Origin of the sequence: Microbacterium sp. Kw_RZR3 (assembly GCF_029222405.1) — a bacterium.
Classification (GTDB): Bacteria; Actinomycetota; Actinomycetes; order Actinomycetales; family Microbacteriaceae; genus Microbacterium.
In genome coordinates this window covers 12,524-29,754 of the sequence record NZ_JARHXC010000197.1, presented here as the reverse complement: position 1 = coordinate 29,754, position 17,231 = coordinate 12,524, and the positions used below count along the sequence as shown (strand labels likewise).

The window sequence follows — 17,231 nt, the reverse complement described above, 5'->3', positions numbered from 1 at the left end:
TGATGGTCGACGGCATGGTCGAGAATCGGACGGCCGCCATGCTGGACCCGTTCGAGGGACACTCCCACGATCGCGGAGTGCAGTTCATCCCTCAGGAGGATCTCGACGAACTGAGCGTGGCTCTGGACGCGGCCGGCTTCCAGATCCACTTCCACGCGGTCGGCGACGGTGCCGTCCGCAGTTGCCTGGACGCCCTCGCGATCGTCCGGCAGCGCCGTGGCGCGTCCCCGCACCGGCATCACATCGCTCACCTCGACATCGTGGACGACGCCGACATCCCCCGGTTCGCCGAACTCGACGCGAGCGCGAACGTGACGGCCATCTGGGCCCGCAGGGATGAGGAGATCGTGACCCGCAAGCTGCCCCTCCTCGGCAGGCATCGCGAGCATCGGCACTTCCCCTTCGCCGCGATCGCGGGCGCCGGTGGCCGTATCGTCGGCGGGAGCGACTGGCCGGTCACCGATCCCAATCCCTTGTGGTCGGTACGCACCGCCGTCACCCGCACCGGCGTACCGGAGGATCCGCATGCGATCGGCGATGACGTGTTCACGACACCTCTTCTCGCCGAGCAGGCTCTCTCGCTCGGCACGGCACTGGACGCCTATCTGTCCGCGGCGGCATGGATCAATCGGTGCGAGCACGTGACGGGTGCCCTCCGCGAGGGGCTCCTCGCCGACCTGGTGTGGATCGACCGCGACGTGCGGGACGTAGCCGGTCTCGGTGCCGCGCGCGTGCGCCGTACGGTCGTGTCCGGACACGTCGTCTATGAAGCCGGCTCCGTGACGCGGCCGTGAAGGACGGAGTCCACGGCGCGGCGCGCCTCCGCGGCGAACAGACTCGCCTTGCGCGTGAGAGGGACCGAAGAACGTCGGGCCAGCACGATGTCGAGGGGCCTCGTCGGCTCCACGATGGCGAGCCGATGCAGCTCGCCGCCGGAGTAGGTGTAGCTCAACTTGGGCTGCTGATTGAGCAGCGTGAAGCCGTGACCGCTCGCCACCATCGCACGGACACCCTCGAAGTTCGCGAAGCGATAGCGCACGGACGGTCGCAGACCCTGGTCGGTGAACGCCTTCAAGAAGTAGTCCCGGCTCACCGGCAGGTCCAGCAGCACCATGGGTTCGTCCACGAGTTCGGCCAAACGTACGTGAGAGCGCGAGGCCAGCGGATGCTGCGCGCCCACCGCGACGTACAAGGGCACCGAGGACAACACCGTCCGGTCCACGTCGGCGGCCAGCCCCAGATCGTACGTGAGCGCGATCTCGATGGACTGCTCCCGGAGCGCGTCGTTCACCCCGTCGGCCAGCAGCTCGATGACGTCGAGCTGAAGTTCGGGATGGCTGGCTTCGAGGGCACTGACGATATCGGGCAGATAGAACGGTGCCATTGTGCGGAAGCACCCGACGCTCACCCGCCCCGACGTGTTCTCGGGGCGCAACGCCTGGACGGCGTCGTCGACGGCCGCCAGGATGCCACGGCTGCGCTGGAGCAGTTCGATCCCCGCGGGCGTCAGCTGAAGACCTTTCGCCCGGCGACGGATCAGTAGCTGGGCACCGAGCGTCTTCTCGAGGTTGGCGATCGCGGTCGAGATCGCGGATTGTGCGATGAAGAGCTCGTCGGCGGCCCACGTCATACTCCCCTGCTCCGCGGCGACCACGAAGTAGCGAAGTTGGGCCAGTGAGATATCGGGCTTGGCGGGAGGACGCATGTTTCACATTTCCGATGTGTTTCACAGAAGTTTCTCTGCGGCTTGCATCTCAATTTTAGATGATGACCACCGTCGTCCACTATTTGCACGGACATCGCGTGTCTTCACAGACTCGGGGGGACTTCTCTCCCGAACGAAAGCGCCGCGCCATGTCATCCATCCCGCAGACGAGCACCGTTCCCGACGACCGTGACGTGGAGGTGATCGTCGTCGGAGCCGGTCAAGCGGGTGTCGCGATGAGCGAGCACCTCACGCGCGCCGGTCTGCGTCATCTCGTGCTCGAGCGAGGTCGCATCGCCGAACGCTGGCGGTCGGAACGCTGGGACTCCCTCGTCGCGAACGGACCGGCCTGGCACGACCGATTCCCGGGTATGGAGTTCTCCGACGTCGCGCCGGACGAGTTCGCCACCAAGGATCAGGTCGCCGAGTACATGCGCGCGTACGCCGAGAAGTTCGCCGCGCCCGTGCGGTGCGGCGTCGAGGTGCACTCCGTTCGACGTATCGCCGGCGAGCCCGGTTTTCTTCTCGACACGTCGGACGGGGTGTACCGAGCGCGATACGTCGTGGCGGCGACCGGAGCGTTCCAGACCCCGGTCATCCCGCCCGTGCTTCCCGCGGACGCCGACGTCGTGCAGGTGCATTCCTCGGGATACCGCCGCCCGGACCTCCTCCCCGCTGGCGCGACGCTCGTGGTGGGCGCGGGCAGCTCGGGCGTGCAGATCGCCGCCGAACTGCAGAGATCGGGCCGGCAGGTGTACCTCTCAGTCGGCCCCCACGACCGGCCCCCCCGTCGCTACCGGGGGCGTGATTTCGTCTGGTGGCTGGGCGTGCTGGACAAATGGGATGCCGCTACCCCTCCGCGCGGAGCGGACCACGTCACCATCGCCGTCAGCGGCGCCGACGGCGGGCACACCGTGGACTTCCGCTCGCTGGCCGCGGCAGGAGTGACCCTCGTCGGCCGGACGAACGCGTATCAGGACGGAATCGTGCAGTTCGGTGACGATCTGGCGCGCAACATCGCAGCGGGCGACGCGAACTACCTCGATCTGCTCGACGAAGCCGACGCCTACGCCGAGCGGATCGGACTCGATCTGCCAGAGGAGCCCGACGCACGCCAGTTCGGTCCCGACCCGGACGAGATGCGTCACCCCCTGCGCACCCTCGACCTGCGAGAAGCGGGCGTCACCTCGGTCGTGTGGGCGACGGGCTTCGCCTCGGACTACCGATGGCTGCCCGACGGAGCGGTCGACGACGACGGTCGGCCCGCGCACCGGCGCGGTGTCTCCGCCGAGCCGGGCATCTACTACCTCGGCCTGCCGTGGCAGTCTCGGCGCGGTTCGAGCTTCATCTGGGGCGTCTGGCACGACGCCAAGCACGTGAGCGACCACATCGCCGTTCAACGGATGTACGCCGACTACCGACCCACCGACGAGACCGCCTTCACCCCTTCCTTCGACTCGGAGATCGCCCGATGACCGCGCACACTCGCATCCGGCCGTTCAACACACGGCTGACCTACCCCGAGCAGCACCTCGACAACGACCTCTGCCAAGCTGTCGTCGCCGGGGGTGTCGTGTACCTTCGAGGCCAGATCGGACAAGACCTCGACTCGCGCGAAAGCATCGGCATCGGCGACGTCGAGGCCCAGACGGAGCAGGCGATGGCGAACATCGACATGCTGCTGCGCGAGGCCGGCTCTCGTCTCGACGACATCGTGAAGGTCGTCGTCTACCTCACCGACATCCGCTATCGCGAACCGGTCTACCGGGTCATGGGGCGTTGGATGAAGGGCGTCTACCCCGTATCGACCGGGCTCGTCGTCGATGCCCTGGCCCGCCCGGAGTGGCTCGTAGAAATCGACGCCACCGCCGTCATCAGCGATCCCGCCGACGATCACGAGGTGACGCTGTGACGTTGTCGTTGGCGGCGCATCTCGACGGTGCGTTCGGTCTGGTCATCTCCTCGTCGAGCCCCGCCGTGGCCTCCCGATGCTCCCACCTGCGCGCCGGAGTCGGTGCGGTCGCGTCGCAGAACGTGACGAATCCTGCGCTCGGGAGTGCGGTCCTCGACCTTCTCGCGAAAGAGCGAACCCCGGATGCCGCAGTCGCTGATGCCCTGTCCGCCGACCCGTTCGCGGCCTATCGGCAAGTCACCGCGGTCGACCGCCACGGCCGCGTCGCCGTTCATTCCGGCCCGCTCGCGCTCGGCATCCACGGAGCGCAGACGGGTGACGGGTGCGTCGCCGCGGGAAACCTCCTCGCGAGCGACGCGGTGCTGAACGAGATGGTCATCGCTTTCACCACGGCCGCGGGCACGCTGGAGGAACGTCTCATGACGGCGCTCGAAGCCGCCGCCGCGGCGGGGGGCGAAGCGGGTCCACTCCGATCCGCCGGTCTTGCCGTCGTCGAAGGCGCATCCTGGCGCGTGAGCGACCTCCGTGTCGACGACCACGACGATCCCGTCCGCGAACTGCGTCGTCTTCTCTCCCTGTGGATGCCGCAGAAGAACGATTACCTGACACGGGCCGTCGCCCCCGCTTCGGCTCCCTCGTATGGGGTTCCCGGCGATGAGTGAGGAACTCGCGCAGCTCGCGGCGCAGACCGTGCTGCGTCACCGCGATCTCATCCTCGAGGTCAGTCACGCGCTGCATGCGGACCCCGAGACAGCGTGGCACGAGCACCGCTCCGTCGCTCTGCTCATCGAACGCCTGTATGGCCTCGCCATGAGCGTCGAACGCGGGGCAGGTGGCCTCGACACCGCCTTCGTCGCGCGCGCGGGGCGTGGCTCGCGGACCGTCGCCCTGATCGCCGAGTACGACGCGCTGCCCGGACTGGGGCACGCATGCGGGCACAACATCATCGCCGCCGCCGCCGTCGGAGCCGCCGCAGCCCTCATCCCGCTCGCGGACGAGCTCGACGCAACGATCATGGTGATCGGAACGCCCGCCGAGGAGGGCGGCGGCGGCAAGATCCACCTCCTCGATGCCGGCATCTTCGACGGGGTCGACCTCGCCGTGATGATCCACCCCGGACCCGCCGATGCCCTGTGGGCTCGCCCCCTCGCCGTCGCGCACTTCGACGTCGTCTTCACCGGCCGGGAATCGCATGCGTCGGCGTACCCCACGCTCGGGATCAACGCGGCCGACGCCTTCACGGTGGCGCAGGTCGCCATCGGGCTGCTGCGCCAGCAACTTCCCACCTCGGTCCGTGTGCACGGCATCGTGCGCACGGCAGGAACCGCACCGAACGCCATCCCGGGGTCGGCACGCGGCAACTGGTACGTCCGCGCTGAAACGCTCGAGGAACTCGACGCGGCCTTTCGTCGCGTGACTGCGTGCTTCGAAGCGGGCGCGCTCGCCACCGGATGCACGCTCGACATCGACGAGACGAGCCCGCGGTACTCGGAGTTCCGCAACGACACCGAGCTCGCGCGGCTCTTCGCGGCCCGCGCTGCGCAACGAGGGCGGGACATGGATGCCGAAGAGCTGCGTCCCGCGGGGATGAACATGGCGTCCACCGACATGGGCAACGTCTCCCTGCGCGTCCGCTCGATCCACCCTTACCTGAGCATCGGATCCGCCCCGGCGGTCAACCACCAGGCGGCGTTCGCCGCCGCGACGATCAGCCCCGCCGGAGATCGCGCGGCGATCGACGGCGCGACACTGCTGGCGCAGACCGTCGTCGACGCCCTTGTCTCCCACCCCACGCCGCACACACCCGAGGAGCCTGATGCGCACGCACGATGACTGGATCCGTCTGGCCTCGACGATCGAGCCGCGCACGCGAGCATGGATCGACGGCGAGTTCGTCGACGCCGCCGACGGCGCCACCTTCGAAACCGTCAATCCCGCCACGGGCGCGGTGCTGGCGCACGTCGCCCGTTGCGGTCCACGAGAGGTCGATCGAGCCGTCCTCGCCGCCCGACGCGCCTTCGACGCCGGGAGCTGGTCGCGCGCAGCACCGCGGGAACGCAAGCGGATCCTGTTCGCCGTCGCCGACGCGATCGAGGGCGCCACCGACGAACTCGCCCTGCTCGACTCGCTCGACGGCGGGAAGCGCATCGCCGATACGTCGACCATCGACGCACCCGGCAGCGCCGCCATCCTCCGGTGGTACGCCGAGGCCATCGACAAGGTCTACGGCGAGGTCGCGCCGACTGCGGGGACGGATCTCGCGATCGTCACGCGCGAGCCGGTCGGGGTCGTGGGGGCCGTCGTCCCCTGGAACTATCCGCTCGAAACCGCGATCTGGAAGATCGCTCCGGCCTTGGCAGCGGGAAACAGCGTGGTGCTCAAGCCCGCCGAGGACACACCGCTGTCGGCGCTGCGTCTCGCGGAGCTCGCCGCCGCCGCCGGCCTCCCCTCGGGAGTGCTCAACGTCGTTCCGGGCTTCGGCCACGAGGCGGGCCAGGCCCTGGGAATGCACGACGACGTCGACGTGATCGCCTTCACCGGTTCGACCGAGGTCGGCAAGAAGTTCCTGGAATACGCGGGCCGTTCCAACGGCAAGGCCGTGTGGTTGGAGTGCGGCGGCAAGAGCGCGAACATGGTCTTCGCCGACGCAACCGATCTCGACGCCGTGGCCGACTTCGCCGCCGCCGGAATCTTCACATGCAGCGGCCAAGTCTGCTCGGCCACCTCACGCCTCCTCGTCGAGCGGCCGGTGGTTGCAGAGCTCTCCGACCGCATCGCCGCTCGTGCGCGAGCGTTGACCGTCGGGGACCCTCTCGATCCGCGCACCGGAATGGGGCCTCTCGTAAGCGGGCGTCATCTCGACCGCGTCCGCGGATTCGTCGACCGCGCCCGAGCGACGGCGCACCTGATCGCAGGAGGCGACGTCGTCGCGGGGGCAGCCGGTGCCTTCCTGGAACCCACGGTGTTCGCCGACGTGCCCACCGACTCCGAGCTCTGGCGCGAGGAGGTGTTCGGGCCTGTTCTGGCGATCGTGCCGTTCGACGACGAGGCCCAGGCCGTGCGCCTGGCCAATGACAGTCCCTACGGGCTGGCGGCATCCGTGTTCACCGACAGCGTCCATCGAGCCCTGCGCGTCGCACGAGCGCTCCAGGTCGGCACGGTCTCGGTCAACACCGTCGACGCACTCGATGTGACGACGCCTTTCGGCGGGCGTAAACGGTCCGGCTTCGGTCGAGACCTCTCCCTCCACGCCTTCGACAACTACACCACCCTGAAGACGACCTGGTTCGCCGGGCGCTGACTTCCCGAGTGACAGGAACCTGACCATGACGCACCCCCTCGACCGTCTGAGCGCGGCAGAGATCGAGATCAATCGCTCCGTCCTGCTGGACACGGGATTCGACCATGAAGCGACAGCGTTCATGCTCGTGAACCTCATCGAGCCCGACAAGGCGGCCGTTCTCGACGGCACTGTCTGCGAACGTCTCGTGGGCAGTGTGCTGATGGATCGCCGCGACGGTACCGTCACCGAGGTGGTCGTGGATGTCACGGCCGGGCGGATCGTCTCGCGACGGACAGTCGACGTCGTCACGGAGGGACAACCACCCATCGTGCTCGAAGAGTTCGATCGCATCGAGGAGCTGTTGCGTCGTCACGACGGGTGGGTGGCCGCGATGGCGCGGCGCGAGATCGATGACGTCTCGCTCGTGCGCATCTCGGCACTGTCCGCGGGACGTTTCGGTTTCGCCGATGAGGACGGACGCCGTATCGTCCGCTGCCTGTCTTTTCTTCAGCTCGAACAGGACGACAACGCCTGGGCGCACCCCATCGACGGCGTGGTGGCCTACGTCGATCTCGTGACCGGCGAGGTGCTGAAGCTCATCGACGATCGCGTGTTCGAGGTGCCGAGAACTCCGTACAACTTCCATCGCGCCGACGGCCTCCCCGCACCGCGGACGACGCAGAAGCCGATCGTCATCACACAGCCCGAGGGCCCGAGCTTTCACGTCGACGGCGACGTCGTGGAGTGGGAGAAGTGGCGCTTTCGCATCGGCTTCAACCAGGTCGAGGGCCTCACGCTGCACGAGATCGGGTTCACCGACGGCGAGCGCCATCGATCGATCATGTACCGCGCGTCGATCGCGGAGATGGTGGTTCCGTACGGCGATCCGAGTCCGGTGCGCTTCTGGCAGAACTACTTCGACGCGGGCGAGTATTCACTCGGCAAGTCGGCGAACTCGCTGGCGCTGGGATGCGACTGCCTCGGTGAGATCCACTACTTCGACGCGACGATCGCGGCGACAGACGGGCGAGCGCAGACCATCCGCAACGCCATCTGCCTGCACGAGGAGGATGCGTCGATCCTCTGGAAGCACACCGACGAGTACTACCACTCGACCGACACCCGCCGCAATCGCCGGCTGGTCGTTTCCTTCTTCATCACCGTCGGCAACTACGACTACGGCTTCTCCTGGTACCTGTACCTCGACGGGCGCATAGAACTGGAATGCAAGGCCACCGGCGTCGTCTTCGCTTCCGCGTACCCGGGCGCGCAGCCCGACGGAAGCGACTACCCCTGGGCATCGCAGATCGCCCCGGGTATCGGCGCTCCCTACCACCAGCACCTCTTCTCGGCGCGTCTCGACGTGACTCTCGACGGCACGCGCAACGCGGTCGACGAGCTCGAGGCGCAGCGGGTGCCCGTGTCGGCGGAGAACCCGCACGGTAACGGCTTCACGCTCTCCACCCGCAGGCTGCGGAGCGAGAAGGAGGGGGTGAGGGATGCCGACGGCAAGCGCGGTCGCGTCTGGCACGTCGTGAATCCCGACGTGACGAACATCGTCGGTAAGCCGGTCGGGTACACGCTGCGCCCCGAGGGCCAGCCGAGTCTGCTCGCCGATGCGGGGTCGTCCATCGCCCGGCGCGCCGCGTTCACGACACACGATCTCTGGGTGACCCGGTACTCCCCTCGCGAGCGATTCCCCTCCGGGGAACTGGTCAACCAGAACGACGGGTACGGCGCAATCGACCGGTGGATCGAACGGGATGCCGATATCGATGGGCACGACATCGTGCTCTGGCACACTTTCGGGTTGACCCACTTTCCGCGCACGGAGGACTGGCCCATCATGCCGGTGGACAGCACAGGCTTCTCCCTCGTGCCTCACGGATTCTTCGACCAGAACCCCACTCTCGACGTTCCCGCACCTGCCGCGGCATCCGCGTGCTCGACCTCCGCACCAGCCTGCGGCTGCGGTCACACGAAGGAGTGCTGCTGAGAGAACCGCGCCCACGCGGCTGACGCCTCAGGTGATCTCACCGGCGGTGACGAGCTGAGGGTCGGGGACGAGCGGAGGGCCGACACGCGGCATCCCTCCTCCGCTCGTCCCTCGCCCTCCCTCCGTCGCGCCGCTCCGCGCCCCGCGCGTCAAGGCCGGAGACCCCCTCCCCACCCGCCCTCTAGAGTCGAGACACGCCGACCGGAGGGATGCCATGGCCGCCCGCAACACCCGCCTCATGCGCTGTACGCCCGACGACCTCTTCGCGGTGCTGTCGGACGGCTGGCTCTATCCCGTGTGGGTCGTCGGCGCGGCACGGATGCGCGACGTCGACGAGGAGTGGCCGAAGGAGGGCTCGCGCATCCACCACTCGCTCGGCGTGTGGCCCGTCATGATCCACGACCAGACCGAGCTCGTGGAGTGGGATCCTCCCCGACGCCTGCGTCTTCGTCCGGAGGCCGGCATCCTGGGCCGCGGAGTGATCCGCATCGACGTGCGCCCGCACGCAGACGGCATCGCGGTCACGATCGCCGAGGAGCCCGTGACCGGTGCCGCGTCGATTCTGCCGTCGGTGTTGTGGAAGCCGCTGCTCGTGGCACGCAATCACGAGTGCCTCAATCGCCTGGCCTTCCTCGCCGAGGGTCGCCGCGAGGAGCGCGAGGCGCGCGAGCTCGACCACCGCACCGAGACCCCCGATCCGGAGGAGGGCACGCCTTCTCCCCAGGCTCAGGAGGACGTGCGCCGGTCCGGCGTCTGAGCGCCCCCACTGATAAACGCTGATCCTGCCGAGAAACACCGTGCCGCCGCGTGTCTGGGCAGAGATAGCGTTTCTCACGCCATCGCCGTGGGGCGGCCCTGAGCTGTCGTCGCCGCGGGGCGGCTCTCAGCTCTCGGGCCGCGACTCGGTGTGCGTCGTCTGCGGTGACTCCGTGCTGTGGTTCAGCTCGTCGACGTAAAGGTTCTCTTCGTCGGTCGTCCGGTTGCGGTACGCGGCCCGGCCGACCATGTGCGCCGCGAGCGGCGCCGTCGCGAACTGGATGAGCACGATCGGGATGCCGAAGGCCAGGGCCTCCCACGACCGCAGAGCGAGCTCGACGGCGACGACGATGAGCAGCACGCCGAGCACCTGGGGCTTGGTCGCCGCGTGCAGACGGGTGGGGACGTCTTTCCAGCGCAGCAGTCCGATCGTCGCGGTGAGGCACAGGATCGCGCCGATCAGCACGAGGATCAGGGCGATCGTGTCGAGGACGCTCTCGAGGGTCATCGCGGATTCTCCTTCCGCGCGACGAAACGAGCGACCGCGATCGATCCGAACACGCCGACCGCGGCGATGATGAGCATGGCCGGAAGCGACCGCGTGTGGTGGTTGATCACCATGTCGGCACCGAGGATGCAGACCACCTCGGTCAACAGCACGTCGGCGGCGACCGCACGGTCGAGGATCGAGGGACCGATCACGAGGCGGATGAGCGCCAGCACGGCCGCGGCGGCGAAAACGACCAGGATGACGACGACGAGGGCCGTGGTCACAGCGGGGTCCTCCCCTCTCTCGGCGACTCCGTGCTGCGGTGGGCATCGGCCTCGGACTCGGCGATCTTCGCGCGCAGCTCCTGCAGTTCTTCGCGGGAGCCGACGGCACGCGTGATGCGGGCCTCCCACCCGAGCACGACGCGGCGCTGGTGCTCGGCATCCTCGTCACTGCGGACGCCGATGGTGTGCAGGTACAGCGTCCGGTTCTCGCGGTCGACATCGACGATGAGTGAGCCCGGGATGAGGGATGCCGTGACGGCGGTGTGGGCCATGATCACGTCGTCATCGACGCGCAGGGGCACCGCGATGATCGCGGCGCCCGGCTGCCGCCGGACGTCGAGCACCTGCCACGCGACGATGAGCGAACCCCGGATCACGGCGCCGAGGAAGGTGACGACGAAGATCAGGCCGTACCAGAGGTTGATGCGGCCCGACAGCTCGACAGGCGGGAGGCGGAAGACGCGTGTGACGACGATGGCGGCGACGAGGCCGGTGACGAAGGCGAGCCAGGTGAACTGCCCCCACAGCATCATCCACAGGGCGACGAGCCAGACCAGGAAGGGCAGCTGGTGCAGGAACAACGACACCTGGGAACGACGCGAAGGGCTCATCCCTGGCCCCCCTGCTCCTGCAGCTGCACGAGGCTCACACCGTCGGTGATCGTCACACCCGCGCGCAGGCACATGTCGAGCAGCGGACCGGCGAAGACGGTGAGCGCAACCGTGACGACGACCATCCCCACTGTCGCGAGGGTCATGATCTTCGGGATCGTGCGGCGCTCGGTCGAGATCGCCGCGGCGGGCGCGTTGCCGAGGTACGCGATGCGCTCCATGGTCTCGGTCGAGTCGTCGTCCTCACGCCAGAACGACAGGTTCCACGCGCGCATGAGGGCGTAGAGGGTGAGGATCGAGGTGACGATGCCGCCGACGATCAGCACCATCATCACGGGCGTGCCCACCTGCGCGGCGGCATCGAAGAGGGCGTACTTGCCGATGAAGCCCGAGAACGGCGGGAGGCCGCCGAGATTGATCGCCGGGATGAAGTACAGCACCGCGAGCACCGGGGCCGCCCGCATGAGTCCCTTCACCTTGAGGATCGACGTGCTGCCCGCGCGGCGCTCGATGAGGCCGACGGCGAGGAACAGAGTGGTCTGCACGATGATGTGGTGAACGATGTAGTAGATCGTCGCGCCCACCGCGAGAGGCGTGTTGATCGCCAGTCCGAAGATCATGTAGCCGATGTGGCTGACGAGCGTGAACGACAGGATGCGCTTGAGCTCGGCCTGCGCGACCGCGCCCAGGATGCCGACGATCATCGTCGACAGCGCCACCATCATCAGCAGGAAGTTCAGGTCGTTGTCGACGAACAGCTGCGTCTCGGTACGGATGATCGCGTAGACGCCGACCTTGGTGAGCAGGCCGGCGAACACGGCCGTGACGGGCGCGGGAGCCGTCGGGTACGAGTCGGGGAGCCAGAACGACAGCGGGAACACCGCCGCCTTGATCGCGAAGGCGAGAAGCAGCATCAGGTGCAGGATCGTCTGCGTGTCCTGCGGCAGGAGTGCCATGCGCTCGCTGATCTGCACCATGTTCACGGTGCCCAGCGCGCCGTAGACCATGCCGATCGCGGCGAGGAAGAGGATCGACGACACCAGCGAGACGACAATGTAGACGACGCCCGTGCGGATGCGCGACTCGGTGCCGCCGAGCGTGATGAGCACGTACGAGGCGACGAGGAGGATCTCGAAACCGACGTAGAGGTTGAACAGGTCGCCCGCGATGAAGGCGTTGAAGATGCCCGCGCCGAGGATCAGGTACGCGGGATAGAAGATCGAGACCGGCGTGTCCTCGTCGTTGTCGGCCGCGCCCTGGCCGATCGAGAAGAGCAGGACCGCGAGGAGCACGATGCTCGTGACGACCACGAGGAGGGCTGCGAGCACATCGACGTAGAGCACGATGCCGAACGGGATGTCCCACCCCGCGATCGCGACGGCGAGAGGACCGTGCGCGTCGACCTCGACCAGCAGAATCGCCCCGAGCACGAGCACGGCCGAGAGCGAGGCGACCGACACGGCGATCTGCGTCTTCTTGCGACGGCCGAAGACGAGGTTGATCGCAGCGCCGATGAGCGGGATGGCGACGAGCAGGGGAACGAGGGCGCTCACGGGCGATCACCATCCTGGGTATCGCGGGTTTCGTCGTCGGTGCGGCGCACGGCCACCCGATCGACCGGGGCGTCGTCGACGAGCTGCGACAGATCGCCCTGATGCAGGACGCGGATCGGCGAGGCGACGTCGCCGACGAAGTCGGTGGTGACGTCCTCGTCGTCGGAGCGGGATTCTTCGTCCATCGCGTCGTCGGGCTCGTCGGCGGCGCGCGTGCGGAGTGCGACGTCGTCGGCATCGTCGATGACGGTGTCGGCCTGGCCCAGCTGCCACGAACGGTAGATGAGCGCGAGCAGGAACGCGGAGATCGCGAACGTGATCACGATGGCGGTGAGCGTCAGAGCCTGCGGGAGGGCGTCGGACATCTCCGCGGAATCGGTCTTTCCGCTGTCGTAGAACGGTGCCTTCCCCGGAACACCCATCACGATCAGCAGCAGCAGGTTGGCGGCGTTGCCGAGCAGGAGGAATCCGATGAGGACGCGGGTGAGACTGCGCTCCAGCATCGCGTACACGCCGCACGCGAAGAGCACGGCCATGATGATGACCAGAACCAGCGAGATGCTCACGGGGTGACCACCTCCGCGTCTTCGGGGTGCTGCGACTGACGGTCCACTTCGGCGCCGAGGCTCCGCAGGACATCGAGGACGAGGCCGATCACGACGAGGTAGACGCCGACGTCGAAGATCGTGCTGGTGACGAACTCCCAGTGCCCGATGAGCGGCAGCTCTCCTTCGAACGTGAAGCTCTGCAGCGGCGCATAGCCGAAGAAGAGGGGCACGACGGCGCACAGCACCGCGATCGCCATCCCCGCGCCGAGGAGTCGGCCGGCGTCGGTGGGAGCCGCCGCACCAAGTTCCCAGCGCCCGCCCGCGATGTAGCGCATGACCAGACCCATCCCCGCCACGAGGCCACCCGCGAAGCCGCCCCCGGGCAGGTTGTGTCCGGCGAACAGCAGATAGAGCGACACGATCATGATCGAGTGGAAGAGCACCCGGACGATGATCTCGAGCAGGATCGACCGGTTCTCGGGCTGCACCTTCGCGCCCGAGACCAGCCACGCCCGCGGAGCGCCGGTCTCACCGACGCGCTGCGCGCGGACGCCCTCTCCGGTCTCGACGAGCGGGCGGCGGCGACCGAGGCCGACGCGGGCGCGCGCGGTGCCCGAGCGGCGGGCGAGGTTGTCGCTGCGGTCGGTGATGAAGACGAGGGATGCCACACCCGTGGCCGCCAGGACGAGGACCGACAGCTCGCCCATCGTGTCCCAGCCGCGCAGGTCGACGAGGGCGACGTTGACGACATTGCGTCCGTGACCGATCTCGTACGCCAGCGGGGGCCATTCGAGCGAGATGGGGAGGTCTTGCCGCGCTCCGGTCGCGACGATCGCGACGAGGGCCATGGTCAGACCCACGCCGACGCCGAGGATGGCACGGGCGATCGGGGCGACCGAGGCGTTCTGTTCGCCCATCCGCGCCGGCAGGCGGCGGAGGACGAGAGCGAACACGACGAGCGTCACGGTCTCGATGAGCACCTGGGTGAGGGCGAGGTCGGGCGCGCCGCTCGTCGCGAAGAGCACGACCATGCCGAGCCCCGTCACCGAGACCAGCGCCACACCCGTGTACCGCTTCCGTGCCCGCACGGCAAGGATGCCGGCGGCGATCATGAGCGGAGCGGAGATGAGCTGCGCGGGCGACTGCCACGCGTCGAGCTGGGCGCGCCACTCCTTCGACGCGAGCAGCGCCGTTCCCTCAGCGACGACGAGGACGACGAAGATCGTCCCGACGTAGAAGGGCAGCGAGCCGCGCTGGAACCGCGCGGTCACCCACTCGGACGAGCGGTCGATCGCACGCAGCACGACGTTGTACGCGTCGTTGGCGGTGAACGGCAGCACCCGGCGACGCTTGTGGAGCTGGGTCTTTCGTACGACCCAGAACACCGCCGCACCGAGGGCGAGCGTGCCGAGCGAGATGAACAGAGCGGGCTCGAGTCCGTGCCAGAGCGCGAGGTGGTACGGATAGTCGGGCGCGGCGATACCCGGTGTCGCCTCGGGGAGCCCGTCGGCGTACGGCGTGAGCCAGTGGTCGACGATCGGTGCGAGGAACCCCAGCGTCAACGACGCCGCGGCCAGCAGGACGGGTGCGGCGAGGAAGCCCATCGGGGGGTCGGGCCAGTCCGTCTTCTCGACATCGCGCTTGGTCCAGTACGCGCCCCAGAGGAACCGGATGCCATAGGCCGCCGTCAGGGCCGATCCCACGACGATGCCGGCCAGGGCGACGACGCCCCAGCCCGCTCCGGCCTCGGCCTCGTGCAGCAGCGCGGTGAGCGCGGTCTCTTTCGCGACGAAGCCGAGGGTCGGGGCAACACCGGCCATCGACGCGATCGCGATGAACGAGGCGGTCGCCATGACCGGCGCCTGTCGTCCGAGGCCGGACAGTTCGCCGATGTCACGGGTGGAGAGCTGGCGGTCGATGACGCCGACGACGAGGAAGAGGCACGACTTGAACAGCGCGTGGCTGAGCAGGAGCGCGACACCGGCGAGAGCGGCATCCCTCGTTCCGTACCCGAGCATGACGGTCAGGAAGCCGAGCTGGCTCACCGTGCCGAAGGCGAGGATGCGCTTGAGATCCCGTTCGCGCAGCGCCTGGAAGCCGCCGAGCAGCATCGTGAAGACGCCGAGCGTGATGAGGGTGGGACGCCAGAACGGCGTCTCGGCGAAGGCCGGCGACAGGCGCGCGATCAGGTAGATGCCGGCTTTGACCATGGCGGCGGCGTGGAGGTACGCACTCACGGGCGTGGGTGCCGCCATCGCGCCGGGGAGCCAGAAGTGGAAGGGGAAGATCGCGGACTTGCTCAGCGCCCCGACGAGCAGCAGCAGCACGGCGATGTCGACGACGGTGCCGGTGGGCGGGTCGGCGAGGATCGTCGACAGGCTTGAGGTGCCCGACTGCACCACGACCAGGACGACGCCGATCAGCATGACCAGGCCGCCGAGCGTCGTCACGAGCAAGGCTTGCAGTGCGGCACGGCGGCTTGCCGCGCGTCCGTGGTAGTAGCCGATCAGCAGGTACGACAGGACGCTCGTGACCTCCCACAGCATGATCAGCACGACGATGTCGTCGGTGAGCACGAGACCGTACATCGCGCCGGCGAAGGCGAGGAGGACCGCCGAGAACTGCCCGACGCCGGTGGTTTTGCCGCGGAAGTACCAGCGGCAGTAGAGCATCACCAGGGCTCCGACACCCGTCACCACGAGGGTGAGAAGCCAGCTCAGGACGTCCATCCGCATCGAGAGCGAGACGTCGATGGCGGGAATCCAGCGGTATTCCTCGAAGGGAATGTTGGCGGAGAAGACGGCAGGAGCGGCGAAGACCGCCTGCACGAAAGCGACGGCGGGAAGCAGTGCCGCGACATAGAACGCCCGTGCTCCGATGCGGCCGACGAGCCACGGGAGAATCAGGGGGACGAGAGCGAACGCGCTGAGGAGTACCAACAAGGTGGGCCTCCTCGGGGTCGACGGGCTCTGGGCCTCGGCTCTCGGGGTGTCGCTTCTATTCTATGCGAAGCATGAGAGTCCCGGCACCGGCGGGATCATGTGGTACGCGGCGGAGCAGTCGTCGTGCCCGCGCGGAAGGTGCACGCGAGATCGAGTCCCGACGGGGGTTCGTCCTGCAGCATCGCCGCGACGGCCTCCCCCGCGGCCCGTCCTTTCGCGGTGGCGGGCTGGACGAGCGTCGTCAGCACGTGCGGAGCGAGACCGTCGACCACGACGCCGTCAAACCCGGTGACGCTGATGTCGTGTGGCACGCGGAGTCCCGCCTCTTCGGCCGCGCGGATGATCCCTGCGGCGAGCAGGTCGCTCTGCGCGATCACCGCGGTCGGGCGGGAACCGGGGTCGGCGAAGATCGTCCGACCCGCGATCATGCCCTCGTCGATCGAGCTCCCCGCCGCGGCGAGCGCCCGCGCCCCGGGGAAGATCTCCCGCGCCCCGGCGAGCCGATCCGCCGTCACGTCGACGCGGACCTCCGCGTCGTCGGCGATCCATCCACGGCGACGCGCGGCATCCGTCGGCAGGGTCACGATGACCACGTCGCGGTGTCCGAGATGAGCAAGGTGGCGGGCGGCCTCGCGTTGCGCCTCGACGTTGTCGAGCAGCACGCGCGGAACACCCTCGCCCGCGTCGCCCTCGATGACGACGACGGGGATGCCACGGGCGCGGACGATCTCGAGAGAGTCCCGCATCCGCGGGCTGCACCCGATCAGCACGGCGGCGTCGATCGGAGCCGTGTGCAGCGAGGGTTCGCTCACCGTCTCGCCGTCGTCGCGGAGCAGGAGCAGGGCCGCGCCGAGACGGGACACGCCGTCGGCGAGCCCGTCCATCATGTGCGTCGTGACCGGGTCGAGGAACGCCGTGCCGAGGTGCTCGTCGAAGACCACTCCGACGATGCCCGATCGTCCGCGACGCAGCGAGGCGGCACGGGGGTCGGGACCGGTGTAGCCGAGCTCGGCAGCCGCCGCGAGAACGCGGGCTCGTGTCGACTCCGACGTCGGCGTCTTGCCACTGAAGACCACCGAGGCGGTCGACGCCGAGACACCCGCCGCGCGGGCGACGTCGCTGATGGTCGCCCGTCGCGTGCTCACGGGGTG

Annotated in this window: 16 protein-coding genes; 8 read left to right on the top strand and 8 right to left on the bottom strand. The window is 68.4% G+C overall.

The genetic code is table 11. From position 1 onward, the window contains the following. Positions 1 to 794: amidohydrolase family protein (locus P2P98_RS10480; RefSeq protein ID WP_275799661.1), on the top strand; the 794-nt coding region annotated here is incomplete at its 5' end. Here the strand turns inward: P2P98_RS10480 and P2P98_RS10475 are convergent. Next, complete coding sequence (locus P2P98_RS10475; protein ID WP_275799660.1) at positions 764 to 1,705, bottom strand: LysR family transcriptional regulator; 942 nt, start codon at positions 1,703 to 1,705, stop codon at positions 764 to 766. The genes P2P98_RS10480 and P2P98_RS10475 overlap by 31 nt on opposite strands. 149 nt (positions 1,706 to 1,854) lie before the next feature. Here P2P98_RS10475 and P2P98_RS10470 point away from each other — a divergent pair, with 149 nt between their 5' ends. From P2P98_RS10470 to P2P98_RS10440, 7 genes are all read left to right on the top strand, one after another. Continuing rightward, a complete protein-coding gene (locus P2P98_RS10470; RefSeq protein ID WP_275799658.1) occupies positions 1,855 to 3,180 on the top strand; it encodes an NAD(P)/FAD-dependent oxidoreductase in 1,326 nt (441 codons plus the stop codon). Next, positions 3,177 to 3,617, top strand: a complete 441-nt coding sequence (locus tag P2P98_RS10465; RefSeq protein ID WP_275799657.1) for a RidA family protein — start codon at positions 3,177 to 3,179, stop codon at positions 3,615 to 3,617. The genes P2P98_RS10470 and P2P98_RS10465 overlap by 4 nt, the downstream gene beginning before the upstream one ends. Further along, entirely contained in the window at positions 3,614 to 4,279 is a 666-nt protein-coding gene (locus P2P98_RS10460; RefSeq protein WP_275799655.1) for a DUF1028 domain-containing protein, read from the top strand. The genes P2P98_RS10465 and P2P98_RS10460 overlap by 4 nt, the downstream gene beginning before the upstream one ends. Next, complete coding sequence (locus P2P98_RS10455; protein WP_275799654.1) at positions 4,272 to 5,450, top strand: amidohydrolase; 1,179 nt, start codon at positions 4,272 to 4,274, stop codon at positions 5,448 to 5,450. The genes P2P98_RS10460 and P2P98_RS10455 overlap by 8 nt, the downstream gene beginning before the upstream one ends. Further along, the gene (locus tag P2P98_RS10450) at positions 5,434 to 6,918 is read left to right on the top strand and encodes an aldehyde dehydrogenase family protein (protein ID WP_275799652.1); all 1,485 of its coding nucleotides are present in this window, start codon (positions 5,434 to 5,436) and stop codon (positions 6,916 to 6,918) included. Before P2P98_RS10455 ends, P2P98_RS10450 begins: the two co-directional genes overlap by 17 nt. Positions 6,919 to 6,943: 25 nt before the next feature. Beyond that, on the top strand, positions 6,944 to 8,896 hold the full coding sequence (locus tag P2P98_RS10445) for a primary-amine oxidase (protein WP_275799650.1): 1,953 nt from the start codon (positions 6,944 to 6,946) through the stop codon (positions 8,894 to 8,896). Positions 8,897 to 9,110: 214 nt separating this feature from the next. Next, a complete protein-coding gene (locus P2P98_RS10440) occupies positions 9,111 to 9,653 on the top strand; it encodes an SRPBCC family protein (RefSeq protein ID WP_275799648.1) in 543 nt (180 codons plus the stop codon). 126 nt (positions 9,654 to 9,779) lie between these two features. Here the strand turns inward: P2P98_RS10440 and mnhG are convergent, their stop codons facing one another. From mnhG to P2P98_RS10405, 7 genes are all read right to left on the bottom strand, one after another. Beyond that, a complete protein-coding gene (gene mnhG, locus P2P98_RS10435; RefSeq protein WP_275799646.1) occupies positions 9,780 to 10,160 on the bottom strand; it encodes a monovalent cation/H(+) antiporter subunit G in 381 nt (126 codons plus the stop codon). Then, the gene (locus tag P2P98_RS10430; protein ID WP_275799644.1) at positions 10,157 to 10,426 is read right to left on the bottom strand and encodes a monovalent cation/H+ antiporter complex subunit F; all 270 of its coding nucleotides are present in this window, start codon (positions 10,424 to 10,426) and stop codon (positions 10,157 to 10,159) included. The genes mnhG and P2P98_RS10430 overlap by 4 nt, the downstream gene beginning before the upstream one ends. Next, complete coding sequence (locus P2P98_RS10425) at positions 10,423 to 11,037, bottom strand: Na+/H+ antiporter subunit E (RefSeq protein WP_275799642.1); 615 nt, start codon at positions 11,035 to 11,037, stop codon at positions 10,423 to 10,425. Before P2P98_RS10425 ends, P2P98_RS10430 begins: the two co-directional genes overlap by 4 nt. Continuing rightward, positions 11,034 to 12,590, bottom strand: coding sequence for a Na+/H+ antiporter subunit D (locus P2P98_RS10420; RefSeq protein WP_275799640.1), 1,557 nt, complete (start codon positions 12,588 to 12,590; stop codon positions 11,034 to 11,036). The genes P2P98_RS10425 and P2P98_RS10420 overlap by 4 nt, the downstream gene beginning before the upstream one ends. Then, a complete protein-coding gene (locus P2P98_RS10415) occupies positions 12,587 to 13,156 on the bottom strand; it encodes a Na(+)/H(+) antiporter subunit C (RefSeq protein ID WP_275799638.1) in 570 nt (189 codons plus the stop codon). Before P2P98_RS10415 ends, P2P98_RS10420 begins: the two co-directional genes overlap by 4 nt. Further along, positions 13,153 to 16,080 carry a Na+/H+ antiporter subunit A gene (locus P2P98_RS10410; protein WP_275799636.1) on the bottom strand — a complete coding sequence of 976 codons (2,928 nt, stop codon included), beginning with the start codon at positions 16,078 to 16,080 and terminating at the stop codon, positions 13,153 to 13,155. The genes P2P98_RS10415 and P2P98_RS10410 overlap by 4 nt, the downstream gene beginning before the upstream one ends. Positions 16,081 to 16,175: 95 nt before the next feature. After that, positions 16,176 to 17,225: a LacI family DNA-binding transcriptional regulator gene (locus P2P98_RS10405; protein WP_275799634.1), complete on the bottom strand. Its 1,050-nt coding sequence runs from the start codon at positions 17,223 to 17,225 to the stop codon at positions 16,176 to 16,178. Positions 17,226 to 17,231 lie beyond the last annotated feature (6 nt).